Source organism: Embleya scabrispora, assembly GCF_002024165.1.
Taxonomy (GTDB): Bacteria; Actinomycetota; Actinomycetes; order Streptomycetales; family Streptomycetaceae; genus Embleya; species Embleya scabrispora_A.
This window is the reverse complement of sequence record NZ_MWQN01000001.1, coordinates 4,830,743-4,850,600: the sequence shown is the minus strand read 5'-3', so window position 1 is coordinate 4,850,600 and position 19,858 is coordinate 4,830,743. Positions and strand designations below refer to the sequence as shown.

General features: G+C 70.8%; 9 protein-coding genes. 1 reads left to right on the top strand and 8 read right to left on the bottom strand.

From position 1 onward, the window contains the following. The 3 genes from B4N89_RS21530 to B4N89_RS21520 form a co-directional block, all read right to left on the bottom strand. Window positions 1-2,514, bottom strand: coding sequence for a DNA translocase FtsK (locus B4N89_RS21530; RefSeq protein WP_078977471.1), 2,514 nt, complete (start codon window positions 2,512-2,514; stop codon window positions 1-3). 110 nt (window positions 2,515-2,624) lie between these two features. Continuing rightward, window positions 2,625-3,317 (bottom strand): response regulator, encoded by a 693-nt coding sequence (locus tag B4N89_RS21525; RefSeq protein ID WP_078977470.1) that lies wholly within the window; start codon window positions 3,315-3,317, stop codon window positions 2,625-2,627. A 401-nt stretch (window positions 3,318-3,718) separates the two neighbouring features. Then, entirely contained in the window at window positions 3,719-9,412 is a 5,694-nt protein-coding gene (locus B4N89_RS21520) for a HAMP domain-containing protein (protein ID WP_078977469.1), read from the bottom strand. Between the two features lie 319 nt (window positions 9,413-9,731). Here B4N89_RS21520 and B4N89_RS21515 point away from each other — a divergent pair, with 319 nt between their 5' ends. Beyond that, the gene (locus B4N89_RS21515) at window positions 9,732-12,254 is read left to right on the top strand and encodes a SpoIIE family protein phosphatase (RefSeq protein WP_078977468.1); all 2,523 of its coding nucleotides are present in this window, start codon (window positions 9,732-9,734) and stop codon (window positions 12,252-12,254) included. A 2,081-nt stretch (window positions 12,255-14,335) separates the two neighbouring features. Here B4N89_RS21515 and B4N89_RS21510 read toward each other — a convergent pair. From B4N89_RS21510 to dapA, 5 genes are all read right to left on the bottom strand, one after another. After that, window positions 14,336-14,857 (bottom strand): GNAT family N-acetyltransferase, encoded by a 522-nt coding sequence (locus B4N89_RS21510; RefSeq protein WP_078977467.1) that lies wholly within the window; start codon window positions 14,855-14,857, stop codon window positions 14,336-14,338. A 19-nt stretch (window positions 14,858-14,876) separates the two neighbouring features. Continuing rightward, window positions 14,877-15,797 carry a type IV toxin-antitoxin system AbiEi family antitoxin domain-containing protein gene (locus B4N89_RS21505; protein WP_078977466.1) on the bottom strand — a complete coding sequence of 307 codons (921 nt, stop codon included), beginning with the start codon at window positions 15,795-15,797 and terminating at the stop codon, window positions 14,877-14,879. A gap of 172 nt (window positions 15,798-15,969) precedes the next feature. After that, a complete protein-coding gene (locus B4N89_RS49890; protein ID WP_161500778.1) occupies window positions 15,970-16,287 on the bottom strand; it encodes a peptidoglycan-binding domain-containing protein in 318 nt (105 codons plus the stop codon). Between the two features lie 580 nt (window positions 16,288-16,867). Further along, the gene (locus tag B4N89_RS21495) at window positions 16,868-18,556 is read right to left on the bottom strand and encodes a ribonuclease J (RefSeq protein WP_078977464.1); all 1,689 of its coding nucleotides are present in this window, start codon (window positions 18,554-18,556) and stop codon (window positions 16,868-16,870) included. Between the two features lie 127 nt (window positions 18,557-18,683). Then, the gene (dapA, locus tag B4N89_RS21490) at window positions 18,684-19,583 is read right to left on the bottom strand and encodes a 4-hydroxy-tetrahydrodipicolinate synthase (RefSeq protein WP_078977463.1); all 900 of its coding nucleotides are present in this window, start codon (window positions 19,581-19,583) and stop codon (window positions 18,684-18,686) included. Window positions 19,584-19,858 lie beyond the last annotated feature (275 nt).

The following is a 19,858-nucleotide window of genomic DNA, read 5'->3' as shown; positions in this document are numbered from 1 at the left end:
TCATTCTCCACGCAACGTGGCCATAACCTGCTCGATTTCATCCGGTTTGATCAACACTTCGCGGGCCTTGGAGCCCTCGCTCGGTCCGACGATGTCCCGGCTCTCCATCAAATCCATCAGCCTGCCCGCCTTGGCGAAGCCGACGCGCAGCTTGCGCTGGAGCATCGAGGTCGAGCCGAACTGGGTGGACACCACCAGTTCGACGGCCTGGCACAGCAGGTCGAGGTCGTCGCCGACGTCCTCGTCCACCTGCTTCTTGCGATCCGGTCCCGCGGTGACCTCGTCGCGGTACTCCGGCTGCAACTGCTCCTTGCAGTGCCGGGCGATCGCGTCGATCTCCTCCTCGGTGACGTAGGCGCCCTGCATCCGGATCGGCTTGCTCGCGCCCATCGGCAGGAACAGCGCGTCGCCCTTGCCGATCAGCTTCTCCGCGCCGGGCTGGTCCAGGATGACCCGGCTGTCCGCCAGCGAGGAGGTGGCGAACGCGAGCCGCGAGGGCACGTTGGCCTTGATCAGACCGGTGACCACGTCCACGCTGGGCCGCTGGGTGGCCAGCACGAGGTGGATGCCTGCGGCGCGGGCGAGCTGGGTGATCCGCACGATCGAGTCCTCGACGTCGCGCGGCGCGACCATCATCAGGTCGGCCAACTCGTCGACGATCACCAGCAGATACGGATAGGGCTGGATGTCCCGCTCGCTGCCCGGCGGCACCTTCAGCTTGCCGGCGCGCACCGCGACGTTGAAGTCGTCGACGTGCCGGAAGCCGAAGTTGGCCAGGTCGTCGTAGCGCATGTCCATCTCGCGCACGACCCATTGCAGCGCCTCGGCGGCCTTCTTCGGATTGGTGATGATCGGCGTGATCAGGTGGGGAATGCCCTCGTAGGTGGTGAGCTCGACCCGTTTGGGGTCGACCAGCACCATCCGCACCTCCTCCGGCGTGGCGCGCATCATGATCGAGGTGATCAGGCCGTTGATGCAGCTCGACTTGCCCGCGCCGGTGGCGCCCGCCACCAGCAGGTGCGGCATCTTGGCCAGGTTGGCCACCACGTCGTTGCCCTCGACGTCCTTGCCCAGCGCGGCGATCATCGGGTGCGCGTCGCCGGCGGCGGTCTCCGAGGCCAGGATGTCGCCGAGGCTGACCATCTCGCGGTCGGTGTTGGGGATCTCGATGCCCACCGCGGACTTGCCGGGGATCGGACTGATGATCCGTACGTCCGCGCTGGCCACGGCGTAGGCGATGTTCTTGGCCAGCGCGGTGATCCGCTCCACCTTGACCGCCGGGCCCAGCTCGATCACGTAGCGGGTCACCGTCGGGCCCCGGGAGAAGCCGGTGACCTGCGCGTCGACGTTGAACTGCTCGAACACCTTGGACAGCGCCGCGACCACGTCGTCGTTGGCCTTGCTGCGGGCCTTGGCGGGCGGGCCCTTGCGCAGCAGCGCGGGGCCGGGCAGGTGGTAGGTGATGTCGCCGGAGAGCCTGAGCTGCTCGCTGCGCGGCGGCGCGGGGGTGTGCGCCGGGGCGTCGGCGCCGCGGGCCCGCAGATCGGTCACCACCCGGGCGGCGGCGGCCTTGCGCGAGCGGGCGGGCGGGACGACCAGGCCGGCGTCGCCCGCGTCCAGCGCCGCGGCGGCGGCCGCGGCCACGTCGACCGCGTCCGGGTGGCCGGCTCCGGCGGCCGGGCTCGGGCGGCGGCGCGGTCGGGGTTTGCGGACCGGCGCCGGCGCGGGCTCCTCGTCCTCGTCGAAGCCGGCGAACCCGCTCGGGCGATCGTCGTCCTCGTGGTACGGCTCCGGCTCGGGCCCCTCGATGAAGCCGAGGAAGACCCCGAGGCGTTCCGGCACCGCGTTGATCGGCGTCGCGGTGACCACGAGCAGCCCGAACACGATCAGCAGCACGAGCAGCGGCACCGCGACCCACCGGGTGACCAGATGCACCGGCGGGGTCGCGAACGCCCAACCGACGAGTCCGCCCGCGTCGCGCATCGCCGCCGCGCCGTCACCGGGCTGCGGCGTGCCGCACCCGACGTGGATCAGCCCGAGCACCGCGCACACCAGCGCCGTGCAGCCGATCACGATCCGCCCGGTGGCGTCCTTCTGGTCGGGATGGCGCATCACCCGCACGCCCAACGCGCCGACCAGGAACGGCACCAGCACGTCCAACCGGCCCACCAGGCCCGCGACGACCGCGTTGACCCCCTCGCCGACCGCGCCGTCGATGGTGCCCCACGCGCCCGCGGCGATCACTATCGCCAGGCCGAGCAGGGCGAGCCCGAGCCCGTCCCGACGGTGCGCGGGGTCGAGTCCGCGCGCGCCGGAGCCGATGCCCCGGGCAACCGAACCGAACGCGTGCGCCAGTCCCAGCCACAGCCCCTTGAGTGCCTTCCCGAGCAACGCGGGCACCCCGCCGAGCAGTTTCGGCGGGGGAGGCGGGGGCGGAGCCGCCTTCTTGGCGGGAGCCTTCTTCTTCGCGGCCGTGCGCGGTTGCGCTCCGCCGCCGGACGCACGTGTGGCCATGTCCCGAGGTTACCGGTGGACCCTCCCCACCTCATGCGTCCCGGCCCGGAGCGCGCGCCGTGTCGGACCGGGCCGTCGTCGACGGTCCGGTCCGCGCGGGCGCTCCGGGGTCAGCCGGCCGCCTCGCCCTTGTCCGGGGCCGGGACCAGCGGGGGTCCGCCGTGGCCGGCCGTGGCCGGCGCGAGGGCGTCGAGCGCGGCACGCATCCGGGCCACCCGGCGGCGCAGTTGCACCGCGGAGGCGGCCAGGATCGGGTCGTCGGTCGACTCGACCTGCTTGGCCATGCCGTCGGCCTGCTCCTCGACCGCGGCCAGCCGGGTGGACAACTCCGCGATCACGTCCGCCCCGGCCCGGTCGCCGCCCGCGGGCCCCTCCAGGCGCCCGCGCAGCAGCGTGGCCTGCTCGCGCAACTGGCAGTTCTTCTTGTACAGATCCACGAACACCGAGACCTTGGCGCGCAGCACCCACGGGTCGAAGGGCTTGGAGATGTAGTCGACCGCGCCGGCCGCGTAGCCGCGGAAGGTGTGGTGCGGACCGTGGTTGATCGCGGTCAGGAAGATGATCGGGATGTCGCGGGTCTTCTCCCGCCGCTTGATGTGCGCGGCCGTCTCGAACCCGCCCATACCGGGCATCTGGACGTCGAGCAGAATCACCGCGAACTCGTCCGTGAGCAGCGCCTTGAGGGCTTCCTCGCCCGAGTGCGCCCGAACCAGGGTCTGGTCCAGCGCGGACAGGATCGCCTCCAGGGCGAGCAGATTCTCCTGACGGTCATCGACCAGGAGGATCTTGGCCTTCTCCGTCATGGCCCACCCTCTTCGATCCGACACGGTGGGTAACCCCGCGTATCGGTCGGCTCCACTCGTCCTTGTGCATGATTTCGGTTTGCCTGGTTGACACTGCCGGCACTGCTGACGCTGCCCAGAATGACACGGCCTCGATCGACACGGTTCGGCCCGGCACACCGTCGGCCGAGATCGCCCCGACGCACTCCACGCCGGTCGAGCACACGTTCCGGCTGGTGCTCGTCCCGGTCATGGTAGTGGCCAGGCGATCGGCTCGGCAGGTATTCCGGAACAGACGACCGCATGGTGTCACCACAGCCCGACCTACGGTTGCGACGACACCGCATCGACCCCTCCACTCCTTCAACGCCGGTTCGACCATACGGGTTCCATCATGTGGTGCTTGCCACCCGGGAAGCGAACTAGTGGTCGAGCCAAGTGCGGATGAGTCCCAACAAGTGCCGCGTGTCGACCGGCTTGGCCACGTAGTCGGAGGCGCCGGAGTCGATGCTCTTCTCCTGATCCCCCTTCATCGCCTTGGCGGTCAACGCGATGATCGGCAGCCCCGCGTACTGCGGCATCCGGCGAATCGCCGAAGTGGTGGCATATCCGTCCATCTCCGGCATCATCACGTCCATCAGCACGATCGCGATGTCGTCGTGCCCCTGGAGCACTTCGATGCCCTCGCGGCCGTTCTCCGCGTACAACACGCTGAGTCCGTACTGCTCCAGCACGCTGGTCAGCGCGAACACGTTGCGCACGTCGTCGTCGACGATCAACACCCGCTCGCCGTCGAAGGTGCCCTCGAACGGCTCGACCACCGGCTTGGCGGGACCGGTGTGGTCGGCTCGCACCGGCCCGGTGGCGCCCAGCACCGCCCGGGCCAGTGCGTCGGGGGTGGAGACCCGCTGGAGCAGCACGATCCGCCGCCGGTAGCCGCGCAGCCGACCCGACTCGGAGCGGGTCGGACGGGCCGGGACGTGCACCACGACGGGCAGGCTCTGCAATTCGGTCCGCGAGGCGACCGCGTCGAGCACCTGCCAGGCGCCCTCGTCGGGCAGCCGCAGATCCACCACCAGGCACGCCGGCGGCGCCTCGGCGAGCAGACGCACCGCCTCGCCCTCGTCGGCGGCGGTGCTCAGCTCGATCTGCCCGTCGAGCCCGGCCAGCGCGGTGCTCAGCGGCGCGCCGTCGGACTGCGGCGTCTCCACCACCAGGACCCGGCGCGGTGTCGTCTCGCCCACGTCGCCGGCCTCGTCCTCACCGTCCCCGGGCAGCTCCGGCGCGTCGCTGAGCAGCGGGGTGGACGGCGCGGCGGCGGGCAGCGCCGGCCGGTACGGGGTCGGCGGCAATTCGGTGTCGCGCTCGTGGGCGATCTCGTCGCCCGGGACCAGGACGCTGTCCAGCGGGAGGTAGAGGGTGAACGTGCTGCCGCGTCCCGGCATGGACTCGGCGTGGATCTCGCCGCCGAGCAGCCAGGCGATCTCCCGGCTGATCGACAGGCCCAGGCCCGTGCCGCCGTAGCGGCGGCTGGTGGTGCCGTCGGCCTGCTGGAACGCCTCGAAGATCACCTTGAGCTTGTCCACCGCGATGCCGATGCCGGTGTCGATCACCGAGAAGGCCACCGCGTGCTCCGCGTTGTCCAACTCGGTGTTGGTCAGCGGGATGTCGTCGGTGAGCGTGATCAACACCTCGACCGAGCCGGAGTCGGTGAACTTGACCGCGTTGGAGAGCAGGTTGCGCAACACCTGTTGCAGCCGCTGCTCGTCGGTGAACAGGATCCCGGGCACCGCGGGCGAGACGTGCACCGTGAACTCGAGGTTCTTCTCCGAGGTCAGCGGACGGATGGTCGCCTCGACGTAGTCCATCAACTGGGCCAGCGCGATCCGCGCGGGACGCACGTCCATCTTCCCGGCCTGCACCTTGGACAGGTCCAGGATGTCGTTGATCAGCTGGAGCAGGTCGGATCCGGCGCCGTGGATGGTCTCGGCGAACTCGACCTGCTTGCGGGTCAGGTTGCCCTCGACGTTGTCGGCGAGCAGCTTGGCCAGGATCAGCAGGCTGTTCAGCGGGGTGCGCAGCTCGTGCGACATGTTGGCCAGGAACTCGGACTTGTACTTGGAGGACAGCGCGAGCTGCTCGGCCCGCTCCTCCAGCGCCTGCCGGGCCTGTTCGATCTCCCGGTTCTTGATCTCGATGTCCCGGTTCTGCCGGGCGAGCAGCGCCGCCTTGTCCTCCAACTCGGCGTTGGAGTGTCGCAGCTCGCCCTGCTGGCGCTGCAACTCCTCGGACCGTTCCTGGAGTTCCTCGGTCAGCCGCTGCGACTCGGCGAGCAGCATCTCGGTGCGCGAGTTGGCCATGATCGTGTTGACCGTGACCCCGATCTGCTCGTTCAGCTGCTCCAGGAAGTTGCGGTGCACCTTGGTGAACGGGCGGAACGAGGCGAGTTCGAGCACGCCGAGCAGTTGGTCCTCGAACAGCACCGGCAGCACGATCACGTTCGCCGGGGCGGCCTCGCCCAGGCCGGAGGCGATCTTGATGTAGCCGGGCGGCGCGTCCAGGATCAGGATCGAGCGCTTCTCCAGTGCGGCCTGGCCGACCAGCGACTGACCGAGCCGGAAGCGGGTGGGCACGCCGCCGCCGTCCTGGTAGCCGTACGAGGCGATCAGCCGCAGCTCGACCACGTCCTCCTGGGTCAACTCGGCCAGGAAGAAGGCGCCGTGCTGGGCGTCGACGACCGGGGTCAGCTCGCTCATGATCAGCGCGGCGACCGCCATCAGGTCCCGGCGGCCCTGCATGAGACCGGAGATCCGGGCCAGGTTGGTCTTGAGCCAGTCCTGCTCCCGGTTGGCCCGGGTGGTCTCGCGCAGGTTGTAGATCATCTGGTTGATGTTGTCCTTGAGCTCGTCGAGCTCTCCGGACGCGTCCACCGCGATCTGCAACGACAGGTCGCCCCGGGTCACGGCGGTGGCGACCTCGGCGATGGCCCGCACCTGGCGGGTCAGGTTGCCGGCCAACTCGTTGACGTTCTCGGTGAGTTGCTTCCAGGTACCGGAGACGCCCTCGACCTCGGCCTGCCCGCCGAGCATGCCCTCGGTACCCACCTCGCGCGCCACGCGCGTGACCTCGCCGGCGAACGCCGAGAGCTGGTCGACCATGGTGTTGATGGTGGTCTTGAGCTCCAGCATCTCGCCGCGCGCGTCCACGTCGATCTTCTGCGACAGGTCGCCGCCGGCGATCGCGGTGGTCACCTTGGCGATGTTGCGGACCTGGCCGGTGAGGTTGTCCGCCATCGAGTTGACGTTGTCGGTCAGGTCCTTCCAGGTGCCCGAGACGCCGGGCACGTGCGCCTGGCCGCCCAGGATGCCCTCCGTGCCCACCTCGCGGGCCACGCGGGTGACCTCGTCGGCGAACGCGCGCAGCGTGTCGACCATCGTGTTGATCGTGCCCGCCAGGCCCGCCATCTCGCCCTTGGCCTCGACGGTGCTCTTCTGGGACAGGTCGCCGTCGGCGACGGCGGTGGCCACCTGGGCGATGTTGCGCACCTGGGACGTCAGGTTGTTGGCCATGACGTTGACGTTGTCGGTCAGGTCCTTCCAGATGCCGGAGACCCCGCGCACCCGCGCCTGGCCGCCGAGGCGGCCCTCGGTGCCCACCTCGCGGGCCACCCGGGTGACCTCGTCGGCGAACGCGGAGAGCTGGTCGACCATCGTGTTGACGGTCTCCTTCAGCTCCAGGATCTCGCCCCGGGCGTCGACGGTGATCTTCTTGGACAGATCGCCCGTGGCCACCGCCGTGGTCACGTCGGCGATGCTGCGCACCTGGCCGGTGAGGTTGCCGGCCATCACGTTGACCGACTCGGTGAGGTCCTTCCAGGTGCCGGAGACGCCCTTGACGTCGGCCTGCCCGCCGAGGCGGCCCTCGGTGCCCACCTCGCGGGCCACCCGGGTGACCTCGTCGGCGAAGCCGGAGAGCTGGTCGACCATGGTGTTCACGGTGTTCTTGAGCTCGAGGATCTCGCCTCGGGCGTCGACCGTGATCTTCTGCGACAGGTCGCCGCGGGCCACGGCGGTGGTCACCTGGCCCAGACTGCGCACCTGTTCGGTGAGGTTTCCGGCCATCGAGTTGACCGAGTAGGTCAGGTCGCGCCACACGCCCGCCACGCCGAGCACCTGGGCCTGGCCGCCCAGTCGGCCCTCGGTGCCCACCTCGCGGGCCACGCGGGTGACCTCGTCGGCGAACGCGGAGAGCTGGTCGACCATCGTGTTGACGGTGTTCTTGACCTCCAGGATCTCGCCGCGCGCGTCCACGTCGATCTTCTTGGACAGGTCGCCGCGCGCGACCGCCGTGGTGACCTCGGCGATGTTGCGGACCTGGGCGGTGAGGTTGCCCGCCATGAAGTTCACCGAATCGGTGAGGTCGAGCCACACACCCGCGACGCCGGGCACCACCCGCGCCTGACCGCCGAGACGGCCCTCGCCGCCGACCTCGCGGGCGACCCGGGTGACCTCGGAGGCGAACGCGGACAGCTGGTCCACCATGGTGTTCACGGTGTTCTTCAGCTCCAGCATCTCGCCGGAGACGTCGACCGTGATCTTCTGCGACAGGTCGCCCCGGGCCACCGCCGTGGAGACCTGGGCGATGTTGCGGACCTGGCCGGTCAGGTTGCCGGCCATCACGTTGACCGAGTCGGTCAGGTCCTTCCAGGTGCCCGCCACGCCGGAGACCTGCGCCTGGCCGCCCAGGATGCCCTCGCTGCCCACCTCGCGGGCGACGCGGGTGACCTCGGAAGCGAAGGCCGACAGCTGGCCGACCATGGTGTTGACGGTGTTCTTGAGCTCCAGCATCTCGCCGGAGACGTCCACGGTGATCTTCTGCGACAGGTCGCCCTGGGCGACCGCCGTGGTCACCCCGGCGATGTCGCGGACCTGCGCGGTGAGGTTGAAGAAGGCGGTGTTGACCGAGTCGGTCAGGTCCTTCCAGATGCCCGCGCCGCCGGGGACCTGGGCCTGGCCGCCGAGCCGGCCCTCGAAGCCGACCTCGCGCGCCACACGGGTCACCTCGGAGGCGAACGTGCGCAGCGTGCCGGTCATCGCGTTGATCGTCTCGGCGAGTTGGGCCATCTCGCCGCGCGCGGACACGGTGATGGTCTGCGACAGGTCGCCGTACGCGACCGCCTTGGTCACCTGGGCGATGTCGCGGACCTGGGCGGTCAGGTTGCCCGCCATGATGTTGACCGAGTCGGTGAGGTCCTTCCAGGTCCCCGAGACGCCCTCGACCCGGGCCTGGCCGCCCAGTCGGCCCTCGGTGCCCACCTCGCGGGCCACCCGGGTCACCTCCTGGGCGAAGCCGGAGAGCTGGTCGACCATCGTGTTGACGGTCTCCTTCAGCTCCAGCATCTCGCCGGCCACCTCGACGGTGACCGTGCGGGACAGGTCCCCCTTGGCCACGGCGGTGGTCACCAGGGCGATGTCACGCACCTGGAGGGTCAACCGGCTGGCCATTGTGTTGACCGAGTCGGTGAGGTCCTTCCAGCTTCCGGAGACGCCGCGCACCCGGGCCTGGCCGCCGAGCTTGCCCTCGGTGCCGACCTCGCGGGCCACCCGGGTGACCTCGTCGGCGAACGCGCTGAGCTGGTCCACCAGCCCGTTGGCGGTGCGGCCCATCCGCAGGAACTCGCCACGCAGCGGCTGCTCGGCGATCCGCAGGTCCATGCGCTGGGACAGGTCGCCCTCGGCGACCGCGGCCAGCACCCGGCCGACCTCGACGGTGGGGCGGACCAGGTCCTCGACGAGCGCGTTGGCCGCGTCGATGCTCGTCGCCCAGGCGCCCTCGCCCGGGCCCGGGTCCAGCCGCTCGGTCAGCTTGCCCTCCCGGCCGACCACCCGACGCACCCGGGCCAATTCGCCGGACAGGTGCTGGTTGCGCTCGACCATGTCGTTGAACACGACGGCGATCTCGGACATGATTCCGTCACCGGAGACCGTCAGGCGTTTGCGGAAGTTGCCGTCACGGACACCGGTCAGGGCGGCCAGCAGACGCCGCAGATCCTGCTCGTCGTGCCGGTCCTGCCGGACGGCCACAGTCCGCGCCTGCGCTGGGGAAGCCTTCGCCATCTCGCATTTCCTCCGCCGGACCAGATTCGCCGCGACCGTTCGTGCCTCCGGCCGCTTGCCTGCCACAGTCTTTCACTCACAGGGTTGAGAGCAGAGGCGGTCCGGGAGGATGGTGCTTGTCATCCGCGAAGTGCGGGCTCGAAAGGCACGCTCGGACGGGACATCTGTCGAAAACGTGATCGATGCGTCACTGTTTGGAAGGGGTCCGCCCGATCGTCCGAAACCGATAGGGTGCGAATCTGCCGGACTGTGGAGCCGGATTCGTCACCGCAGCCGCCGTTCGTCGCAGATGCGGGAGTGTATGGATCAGGGAACGAGCATGCTCATCACTGCCCGGATGAGCGCTGCCTTCGCACCCGAGGGCAGGTCCGTGGCGGCCGCACGCTCGTTCGTCCGCAAAACGCTCACCGATTGGGACGCCGGTGACGTGGTCGACGACGCCGTACTGCTGACCAGCGAGTTGGTCACGAACGCGATCGTGCACGCGGGCACCTCGGCCGAGGTCTCGTGCGTGCGCTACGACGGCGGCGTGCAGATCGAGGTCACCGACCACTACCCCAGCCGGGAGCTGCCGGAGCCGGCGACCGGCTTCGACGACGGCGACGAGAGCGGCCGCGGGCTGTTCCTGTCCGCGTCGCTGGCCTCGGCGTGGGGGGTCGAATACGCCAAGAACGTCAAGCGGGTGTGGTTCCGGCTCGAACTGCCCGACCCGGTCTCGGCGACCAGTTCGGCCGGGCCGCTGCTGCCCGCCAACGCGCTGCCCGACGCCGCGGTGCCGGTCCGCGTGGCGGTGGTGCACGCCGACGCCTCGCGCAAGGTGACCCACTGGAGCCCCGAGGCGGCCCGGTTGTTCGGCCTCGGTGACACCGAGGCGATCGGCATGGCGCTGGGCGACCTGATCGCCTGGCCGCAGACGCCGGGCACCGAGCTGACCCTGGACGAGATGCTGGAGCTGTCCCGTTGGCAGGGCGGCTACGACGTGCGCGCCGCCGACGGGGTGGCCACGCGCGTCTTCGCGTCGCACGTGCGGCTGCGCGACGCCGACGGCGACCCCGCGCTGGTCGCGCTCCTGGTGCCCGCGCAGGCCCGCGCGCTGCTGGAGAACCGGGACGCCTCGCGCGGTCGCGCCGGGGCGGCGATCCCGGTGGACAGCGAATGGGACGGGATCGACGGGCTGAGCCGGCTGGGCCTGGAGGACCTGCTCCAGCGCGCGGTCGAACGTGCGCGCGACCTGCTCGACGCCGACGCCGCGTTCGTGCTGCTGGCCACCGACGACGAGAGCGAGATGGAGGTGCGCGCGACCACCGGCCTGGCGGGCGCCGTGCACCGGCTGTCGCGCGTGCCGGTGGAGACCTCGGTGGGCCGCTACGGCTCGGCCCGGATGCCCGCCGTGCACGAGGACCTGGTGGCCGGGCCCGACGCGGTGCCGATCCTCCAGGAGACCCGGATGCGCTCGGCGGTGACCGTGCCGCTCAAGGTCGAGGGCCGGCTCACCGGCACACTCGGCGTCGCCTCGGAGTCGGCGGCCCGCTTCGACAACGACGACGCGGCCCGGCTCCAGCGCGCCGCCGACCGGGTCTCGCTGACCGTGGAGAGCGCGCGCCTGTCCGAGTTGGAGCGGGTCCGGCGCGGCTCGCTGTCCTTCCTCGCCGAAGCGTCCGACCTGCTGGCCGGCACCCTCGACCCGGAGATGACGCTGGCCATGATCGCCCAGATCGTGGTGCCGCGACTGGGCACCTGGTGCGCGGTGCACACCGGCGAGTCGCACGCACCGGTGCTGAGCGTGGTGTGGCACGCCGACGAGATGCGGATCGACGACCTGCGCGCACTGCTCGACCGTGCCGAGGCGCCGCGCGCGCAGCCCACGCCCGGTGCCCGGCGCTGGCTGGGCCTGCGGTCCCTGGACCCCGAGGTGGTGCGCGAGCACAGCGACCTGGTCACCGGCGAGGCGGTCACGCTGCCGCTGGTCGCCCGGGGGCGCGGCATCGGCATGCTGACCTTCGGCATCCTGGCCGGCGACCGGTTCCGCCGGGACACCCTGGAACTCGCCGAGGACCTGTCCCGCCGCGCCGCGCTGGCGATGGACAACGCCCGGCTGTACTCGGAGCGCAACGCGACCAGCCAGGCCCTCCAGCGCAGCCTGCTGCCGCCGGAGCTGCCCAAGGTGCCGGGGGTGGACGTCGAGGTCGTCTACCAGGCCTCCGGCGAGGGCAACGAGGTCGGCGGCGACTTCTACGACCTGTTCACCATCGGCGAGGACAAGTGGGGCTTCGCCATCGGCGACGTGTGCGGCACCGGCCCGGAGGCCGCCGCGGTCACCGGACTGGCCCGCCAGGCGCTGCGGTTGCTGACCCGCGAGGGCTTGTCGGTGCCCGCCGTCCTGCAACGGCTGAACACCGCGATCCTGGACGAGGGCCCGCGCAGCCGGTTCCTGACCCTCCTGCACGGCCACTTGACCCACCGCGACGGCGGCGGCGTACGCCTCAGCCTGGTCTCCGCGGGCCATCCGCTCCCGCTGCGCCTGCGCCCCGACGGCACGGTCGACGCGGTGGCCACCCCGCAGCCGCTGCTCGGCGTCATGGACGAGGTCGACCTGGTCCTGGAGACGGTGGACCTGGACCCGGGCGACGTCCTGGTCTGCGTCACCGACGGCGTCACCGAACGCCGCGAGGGCACCCGCATGCTCGGCGACGACGGCCTGGCCGAGGTCCTGTCCGGCTGCACGGGCCTGACCGCCGGCGCGGTAGCGGCCCGAATCCACCGCGCGGTCGAACAATTCGCCGAAGAACAGGCCCGAGACGACATGGCCATCCTGGTCCTACGAGTCTCCGGCGACAACTGACCCCGACCCACCATCAACCTAGCCCCACCCACAGCCAAAGCACCGAACGGCCCAACCGGGTACAGCAGCCGCAACATCACATCGATCACCCACCGGGCACCCCCGCCCACGACCCCACCATCACCACCCAGCGCCCACGGTCAGCCCCCCGGAACCGCCCCAAGTCAAAGGCGAGCCACCGCCGGCGTCGGGGCCCCAAGCCCTGGGACCCTCGGCGAGAAGGAAGCGTTGCCCAGGGAAAAGCCCCAACAGCGGCAGGCCGGGGAGGAGGCTCGAGTCGAGTCCGCCGAGCTTGCGTTCCCGAGCGGGCCGGGTAGTCCTCGACGGGCATTGAGCCTTGGGCTGCGAGTCGGCTGGTGCGGGATTAGTCCGAGTCGAACGTGGGCCGCCACCGGCGTGGGCTCCGGGCCCTGGGGCTTTCGGCGAGATGGGCGTGCTGGTCGGGGAAAAGCGGCCAACGGCGGCAGGCCGGGGAGGGGGCTCGGGTCGAGTCCGCCGGGCCTGCGTTCCCGAGCGGGCCGGGTAGTCCTCGACGGGCATTGAGCCTTGAACGGCGGGTGGCCGGTCCGAGTCAGTGGTCGACTGCCGCCGGCGTGCGGGATCCGAGACTCCGAGCTTTCGGCGAGGCGGGTGTGTTGGTCGGGGAAAAGCGGCCAACGGCGGCAGGCCGGGGAGGAGGCTCAAGTCGTGTCCGCCGGGCCTGTGTTCCCGTAGTCCTCGACGGGCATTGAGCCTTGGGCTGCGGGTGGCCGACCCGGGGCCGGTCCGAGTCGGTGATGGGCTGCCGACGGCGTCCGGGGCTCCGAGGCTGCGGCTTCCGGTGAGACGCGCGCGTTGGTCGAGTCCTCTCGGGAGGCTTCGCGAGGGGGCCGGGTGGTTCCGGCGGGCGGGCCATGTGGTCACGAACTCGGATGGCGCGGGGCGCTCTTGCCCCGGCGTGAGAGAAATCCGCAGGTCAGCGCGAGCGGCGGGCTGTTTCAGGTGCCTCGGAATCCGGTTTCGGCCGCGACTGAGCACTTTCCGTCTCCTCAAGGGCCTCTACGAGGCCGCAGCGCCCGAAGCCGACCCCGACCGGGCAGTTTCGGTCTTCTCACCGGCATCGACGGGGCCATAGCGCATGAAACCGGCACTCGACACCCGCCGTTCCACCTGGTCACCACAAAACCGCAGGTCACCGAAGCTCAAAGCCCACAACCACCCACCGCTATCCGGTTTCGAACCCCAACACCTCCCCAACGCCCGCCGGAAACACCCGGCCCGCGCGCGAAGCCTCCCGAGAGGACTCGACCCGAGCCCCCACCCCGGCCCGACGCCGTTGGCCGCTTCCCCCGGGCAACGCGCGTCTCACCGGAAGCCGCAGCCTCGGAGCCCCGGATGCCGTCGGCGGCCCATCACCGACTCGGACCGGCCACCCGCAGCCCAAGGCTAAATGCCCGTCAAGGACTACCCGGCCCGCTCGGGAACGCAAGCCCGGCGGACACGACTTGAGTTTCCTCCCCGGCCTGCCGCCGTTGGCCGCTTTTCCCCGACCAACACACCCGCCTCGCCGGAAACCCCAGGTCCCGGAGCCCCTAACGCCGGCGGCGGCCGCCACCGACGCGGACGGACCCCGCACCTGACGGCACGCGGCCGAGAGTGCAACGGCCGCCTGGAACGACCGACCCACTCGGAGAGCCTCGCCGGGCGACTCGACCCGAGCGCCCTCCCTGCCCGCCACCGCAGGCCGGTTTTCGGCGAGCAACGCACCCGTCTCGTCGAAAGCCGGACTCTTGGAGCCCCGAACGTCGGCGGCGGCCTACCACCGACGCGGACAAGCCCCGGACCGGCCGGCCACCCGCAGTCAAAGGCGCAGCGCGCGCCGGAAGCGTCCGACCCTTCCGCCCCCGCTGCCGGCCGGTTATCGCCGAGCGATGCGCGCGTCTCGTCGGAAGGCTCAAGTCTTGGAGCGCCGAACGCCGGTGCGGACCGTCACCTGCTCGGACGAGCTCGCGCCGACGCCCGTAGCCGCAACCGGAAGCGCAAACCTCGGTGGGCGCGTGCGCGGGGTGCGCACCGGGGTGGGTGGGGCGGGCCCCTTGGGGTTACTTGGGTGTTGGGGTGGGGCTCGTTGTGGACCAGCGTTGTTCGTTTTCCTGCCATGTTTCGGTGGGGGTCAGGGATGCTGCTTCGGCGACTGCGGCGGAGGCTGTGTTGGCCGGGTGGATGTGGGCGCGGATTTCTTCGATGCCTTGGGCCCGGAGCCAGGCCACCCAGGCGACGGCCGCCTCCTTGGCGATGCCCCGGCCCTGCCAGGGGCTTCCCACCACCCAGGCCACGTCGGCGACCGGACCGGGCCCCACCGTGGCCTGGACCGTGCCGACCAGACACCCCCGCGAGCGCAGCCGGATCACCCGGTTCAACCAAACCACGTCGGGATCCGGCGATCCCTTCGCCCAGCGCGTGTAGCGCGCCCGCAGCGCGTCCACGTCCTCCGGCTCACCACCGATGAAGGTGTGCAGTACCGGATCGCCCAGGACCCGTGCCATCTCCTCGGCGTGACCGACCTCGACCGGAATCAACTCCAGCCGATCGGTGACCACCGACCCTGCCTCGTCCACGTTCATCGCCGCAGCATGCCGGCGCTCACGCGGCGATGTCGCCGCGGTTGCGGTGCTCCCGCAGCCGCAACTCCGATCCGATCCGGGCGACCGTGGCCGTCGGCCGCTCGCGCGCCTGGAGTGTCGGGCAGTGCAAGACGAGCCAGCGCTGCCCGGCGATGCTCCGAGGCCGCGCCCTGACCCACTGCCGGTCGTCGGTCAGCTCCACCCCGACCCGCGCCCCCGGCCAGGCCAGCGCAAAGCGCCGCAGGACCCGACCGAACGCCGAGCGGATCTCCCAGCCGACCTCGGCCGCCGGCAACCCGGCGTCGAGCAGCGCCAGCCGCAATAGGGTCTCGTCCTCGCCCGCGCTGCGCCCGTCGGCCAGCCGCACCACCTCGGCGAGCCGATGCCGCCCCGGGTGTCCGGCGTAGCGCTCGACCAGGGCCGCCAACGTGTCGGGCGCGATCAGCCCGGCCCGCAGGAACCCGTCGAGCACCACCACGCCGGTCTCCCGATCCGAGGTTCGGATCAGGTCCGCCGCGGTCCGGGCGGGCGAGGTGACCGGAATCCCGGCCCGCCACACCGTCTCCCCCGGCCCGAGCGCCATGATCCGCGCTCGGCAGCCGTGCCGGCGGGGCAGAGCCGCCCCCACCGGCACGACCACCTCGATCGGTGCCGCGCGCCGTGCCTGCGTTCGGGGCAGCGCCGGAACGCGCACGCCGTGCAACCTCGCCGCGGTGCGCCCACAGACCACGGCCCCGCGGGGCAGAACCATGACCGCGGCCCGGGCCCGCACCTCCGGCGTGTCGTCAACGTGCGCGCCGACGTAGACCCCGTGTATGACCCGACGCACGTCGCCGTCGCGCACCAGGCGTCGAACGACCGACCGGCCGACCCCGTGGCGGGCGGCGACGGCGAGGGTGAAGGGCCGGGACAGCAGTGCGGAAAGATCGGTCGGCGTCATGCGGGCCAGTGTGCGCGCGCCCCCTCCACGCGCGCCGTCCGTCGTCCACAGCCCCCGGGATGGGTGTGACCATCACACCCGACCTGTGTACGACTTCGGCCGGGCCGCCCCCACGACCCGAGCCCGGCCGACCCGCCGACGCCCCTTCCGCCTCCCGCCCGGCCCACACCCGCTACTCGGTGCCGGTGTGCTCCGCCTGCCGCCCGCACCCCTTCTTCGCGCGATAGAGCACCTTCCAGGTGGCCTCGTTCGTGACCCCCGACGGATCGAGGCCGTTGCACTTCTGCACCCACCGGACCCCGTCCGCGGTGGCCGCGTCGAACACCCCGGTCTCCGGCAACTCGCCGGGGGCTCCGGACCTCGTGTCGATCAGGCACTGCACCTGGGCGACCGCGTCGTCCCGATCCCCCTCACGCAGCTCCGGCCGGTTGTCCTTCGCCACGTGGTCGCAGCGCGGGGCGGCCGCCGCCGGCGAGATGGGGCCCGTCATCCCCGCGCCCAGACCCAGCGCCGCACACGAGCCGAGCGCGAGCGCCGCGACCCGCCCACGCCGCGTCCGCCCGAACCCGCCGGCCACCCGCCGCCCGGGAACCGAAATCGGCGCGCCCGACGGCGCGGGCGGCGGAGCGCCCCGTCGTGGACCGTCGCCGCAACGCCGGTTCCGCTGTACCGCATACATGTGTGCTCCTGACTGCCGTTCCTGTCGATCGTGTCGACCTGTCCAGCGCCCGGAGAGCGGGTGCCCTCCGAACACGACCGACGTTATGAGCCGGCAGTCAAGACCTCGCATAAGTAAGAGAAGCCGACCTTCACACCACAAAAAGGCCACAAATCCCCCATCGCACCCCAGCTTCACAGCCGCCGCCCCCCTCCCGGCACCACAAGCACAGCCGCCCCCACCCACCGCCTCGCACATCCGGTCGACAACCCGCCGCCACCGCCAACCACAACCGCCGACCCCCCGCCCCGAACCACGCCCACCGACCCAACCCACCACCCCACCCCCAAACCACACGGGGCCCGCTACGAAGATTTCGTAGCGGGCCCCGCGCAAAACGGTCGACGAGGTCTCAGACCTCCACCACAACCGGCAGAATCATCGGCCGGCGCCGATAGGTGTCCGACACCCACTTGCCCACGATCCGCCGCACCTGCTGCTGCAACTGATACGGCTCCGCCACCCCGTCGGCGGCCGCCTTCTGCAGCATCTCCTCGATCTTCGGGACCACCGCGTCGAACCGGGCGTCGTCGATACCCGATCCCCGCGCCGTGATGGTCGGCCCGCCGACCACCTTGCCCGAACTGGAGTCCACGGCGAGGAACACGGACACGAAGCCCTCCTCGCCCAGGATCCGACGGTCCTTGAGCGAGGACTCGGTCACGTCGCCCACGGACAAACCGTCCACGTAGACGTACCCGGCCTGCACCTTCCCGGTGATCTTGGCGACACCGTCCACCAGGTCGACGGTCAGCCCGTCCTCGGCGAGGACCACCCGGTCCTTGCGCACCCCGGTCTTGACGCCCAGATCGGCGGCCGCGCGTAGATGACGCCATTCGCCGTGTACGGGCATCAGGTTGCGCGGGCGCGTGAGGTTGAAGAAGTACAGCAGTTCACCGGCCGAGGCGTGGCCCGAGACGTGCACCTTGGCGTTGCCCTTGTGCACGACCTTGGCGCCCCACCGGGTCAGCCCGTTGATCACCCGGTAGACCGAGGTCTCGTTGCCCGGGATCAGCGAGGACGCGAGCACCACGGTGTCGCCCTCGACGATCCGGATCTGCTGGTGCGAACGGTTGGCCATCCGCGACAGCGCCGCCATCGGCTCGCCCTGCGAGCCGGTACAGACGAGGACCACCTCGTCCGGCGGCAGGTCGTCGAGCGTCTTGACGTCCACGACCAGACCGGCGGGGATCTTCAGATAGCCGAGTTCCCCGGCGATCTTCATGTTCCGCACCATCGAGCGGCCGACGAAGGCGACCTTGCGTTCGTAGGCGTACGCGGTGTCGAGCACCTGCTGGATGCGGTGCACGTGGCTCGCGAAGCTGGCCACGATGATCCGCTGGTCGGCGTCGGCGAAGACCCGGTCCAGCACGCCCGCGATGTCCCGCTCGGCCGGGATGAAGCCCGGGACCTCGGCGTTCGTGGAGTCCACGAGCAGTAGATCGATGCCCTCGGTGCCCAGCCGGGCGAACGCCGGCAGGTCGGTCAGCCGGTTGTCCAGCGGCAGCTGGTCCATCTTGAAGTCGCCGGTGTGCACGACGGTGCCGGCCTCGGTGCGAATCGCCAGCGCGAGCGCGTCCGGGATCGAGTGGTTCACCGAGATGAACTCGCACTCGAACGGCCCCAGCCGCTCGATGTCGCCTTCCTTGACCTCGAGGGTGTACGGCCGGATGCGGTGCTCGGTGAGCTTCGCCTCGATGAACGCGAGGGTCAGCTTCGACCCGATCAGCGGGATGTCGGCCTTCTCCCGCAGCAGGTACGGGACCGCGCCGATGTGGTCCTCGTGCCCGTGGGTCAGAATGACCGCCTCGATGTCGTCGAGGCGATCCCGGATCGAGCTGAAGTCCGGCAGGATGAGGTCGACTCCGGGCTGCTCCTCCTCGGGGAACAGCACCCCGCAGTCGACGATCAGCAGCCGGCCGTCGAACTCGAAGACGGTCATGTTTCGGCCGATCTCGCCGAGGCCGCCCAACGGGGTGACCCGAAGGCCGCCCTTGGGCAGCACCGGCGGCGGGCCGAATTCGGGGTGGGGATGGCTCAAGTTCTCTCCTCGCCACGTGCCGCCGTCCGGCCGATCGATACTCGGCCGGACGGGAACGCGCAAAAGCTCGTGTTCGGCCCGAGCGGGTGTGGTACCCGCCCGGGGCACTACTTACAGATATTCCTGTTTACAGCTCTACCCCACCCGCCGAAAGATCCTGCCTCAGCTGCGCGATCTGTGCCTCGTCGGCCTCGATCAGCGGCAGCCGCAGCGGCCCGGCGGGCAGGCCCTGCAATCCCAGTGCGGCCTTGGTGAGGATCACGCCCTGGGTACGAAAAATGCCGGTGTACACCGGAAGAAGACGCTGGTGAATCTCGCGCGCCTTGGCGACGTCGCCGGCCGTGAAGGCGTCGATCATCGCGCGGAGCTCCGCCGAAACGAGGTGTCCGACCACGCTCACCACGCCGACCGCGCCGATGGACAGGAGCGGCAGGTTCAGCATGTCCTCACCGCTGTAGTACACCATGTCGGTGCGCGCCAGCACCCAACTCGCCGAGGCGAGATCACCCTTGGCGTCCTTGTTCGCCACGATCCGGGGGTGCTCGGCGAGTCGGACCAGGGTCTCGGTCTCGACCGGCACGGCGCTGCGACCGGGGATGTCGTACAGCATCACCGGCAGCCCGGTCGCGTCGGCGACCGTGGTGAAGTGCCGGTACAGGCCCTCCTGCGGGGGCTTGCTGTAGTACGGGGTGACCGCGAGCAGCCCGTGCGCGCCGGCGGCCTGTGCCTGCCGGGCCAGCTCGACCGAGTGCCGAGTGTCGTTGGTACCCACGCCGGCGACCACGAACGCGCGATCGCCCACGGCCTCCAGAACCGCCCTGACCAGCTGCTCTTTCTCCGCGTCGCTCGTGGTGGGCGACTCGCCGGTGGTGCCGTTGACGACGAGTCCGTCGTTGCCGGCGTCGACGAGGTGGGCGGCCAGGCGCTGGGCGCCTGGGAGGTCGAGCGCACCGTCGGCCGTGAAGGGGGTCACCATCGCGGTGAGGACCCGGCCGAAGGGGGTCTGGGGGGTAGACGTCGGAGCCATGGCCCAAACCGTACCGGGCCCGCACCTGACCTGCGGGTAGCACCCGCCCTATGAGACCTCCACCGCCCGGAGGCCCGCCCCGCCGGCCCGAACGACACCGGACGGAACCGGGGAACCGGGCCGAACAAAACAAGGGACCAGGCGCTGCCCGCTCGGGGGTTCGAGCAGCGCCTGATCTCTTTCAGTATCGACCACCACGGGCGAAACATTAGGGATTCTGGCGAAAAACTTCTGATGTCACCCTATGTGCCGATTTGACCACTCGGACGGCTCAA

Bases quoted from the DNA above. Each gene is read 5' to 3' on its own strand.
- B4N89_RS49890 (WP_161500778.1), bottom strand. From the start codon at position 16,287: ATGACGGGCCCCATCTCGCCGGCGGCGGCCGCCCCGCGCTGCGACCAC.
- B4N89_RS21505 (WP_078977466.1), bottom strand. From the start codon at position 15,797: ATGACGCCGACCGATCTTTCCGCACTGCTGTCCCGGCCCTTCACCCTC.
- B4N89_RS21525 (WP_078977470.1), bottom strand. From the start codon at position 3,317: ATGACGGAGAAGGCCAAGATCCTCCTGGTCGATGACCGTCAGGAGAAT.
- dapA (WP_078977463.1), bottom strand. From the start codon at position 19,583: ATGGCTCCGACGTCTACCCCCCAGACCCCCTTCGGCCGGGTCCTCACC.
- B4N89_RS21530 (WP_078977471.1), bottom strand. From the start codon at position 2,514: ATGGCCACACGTGCGTCCGGCGGCGGAGCGCAACCGCGCACGGCCGCG.
- B4N89_RS21515 (WP_078977468.1), top strand. From the start codon at position 9,732: ATGCTCATCACTGCCCGGATGAGCGCTGCCTTCGCACCCGAGGGCAGG.
- B4N89_RS21510 (WP_078977467.1), bottom strand. From the start codon at position 14,857: ATGAACGTGGACGAGGCAGGGTCGGTGGTCACCGATCGGCTGGAGTTG.
- B4N89_RS21520 (WP_078977469.1), bottom strand. From the start codon at position 9,412: ATGGCGAAGGCTTCCCCAGCGCAGGCGCGGACTGTGGCCGTCCGGCAG.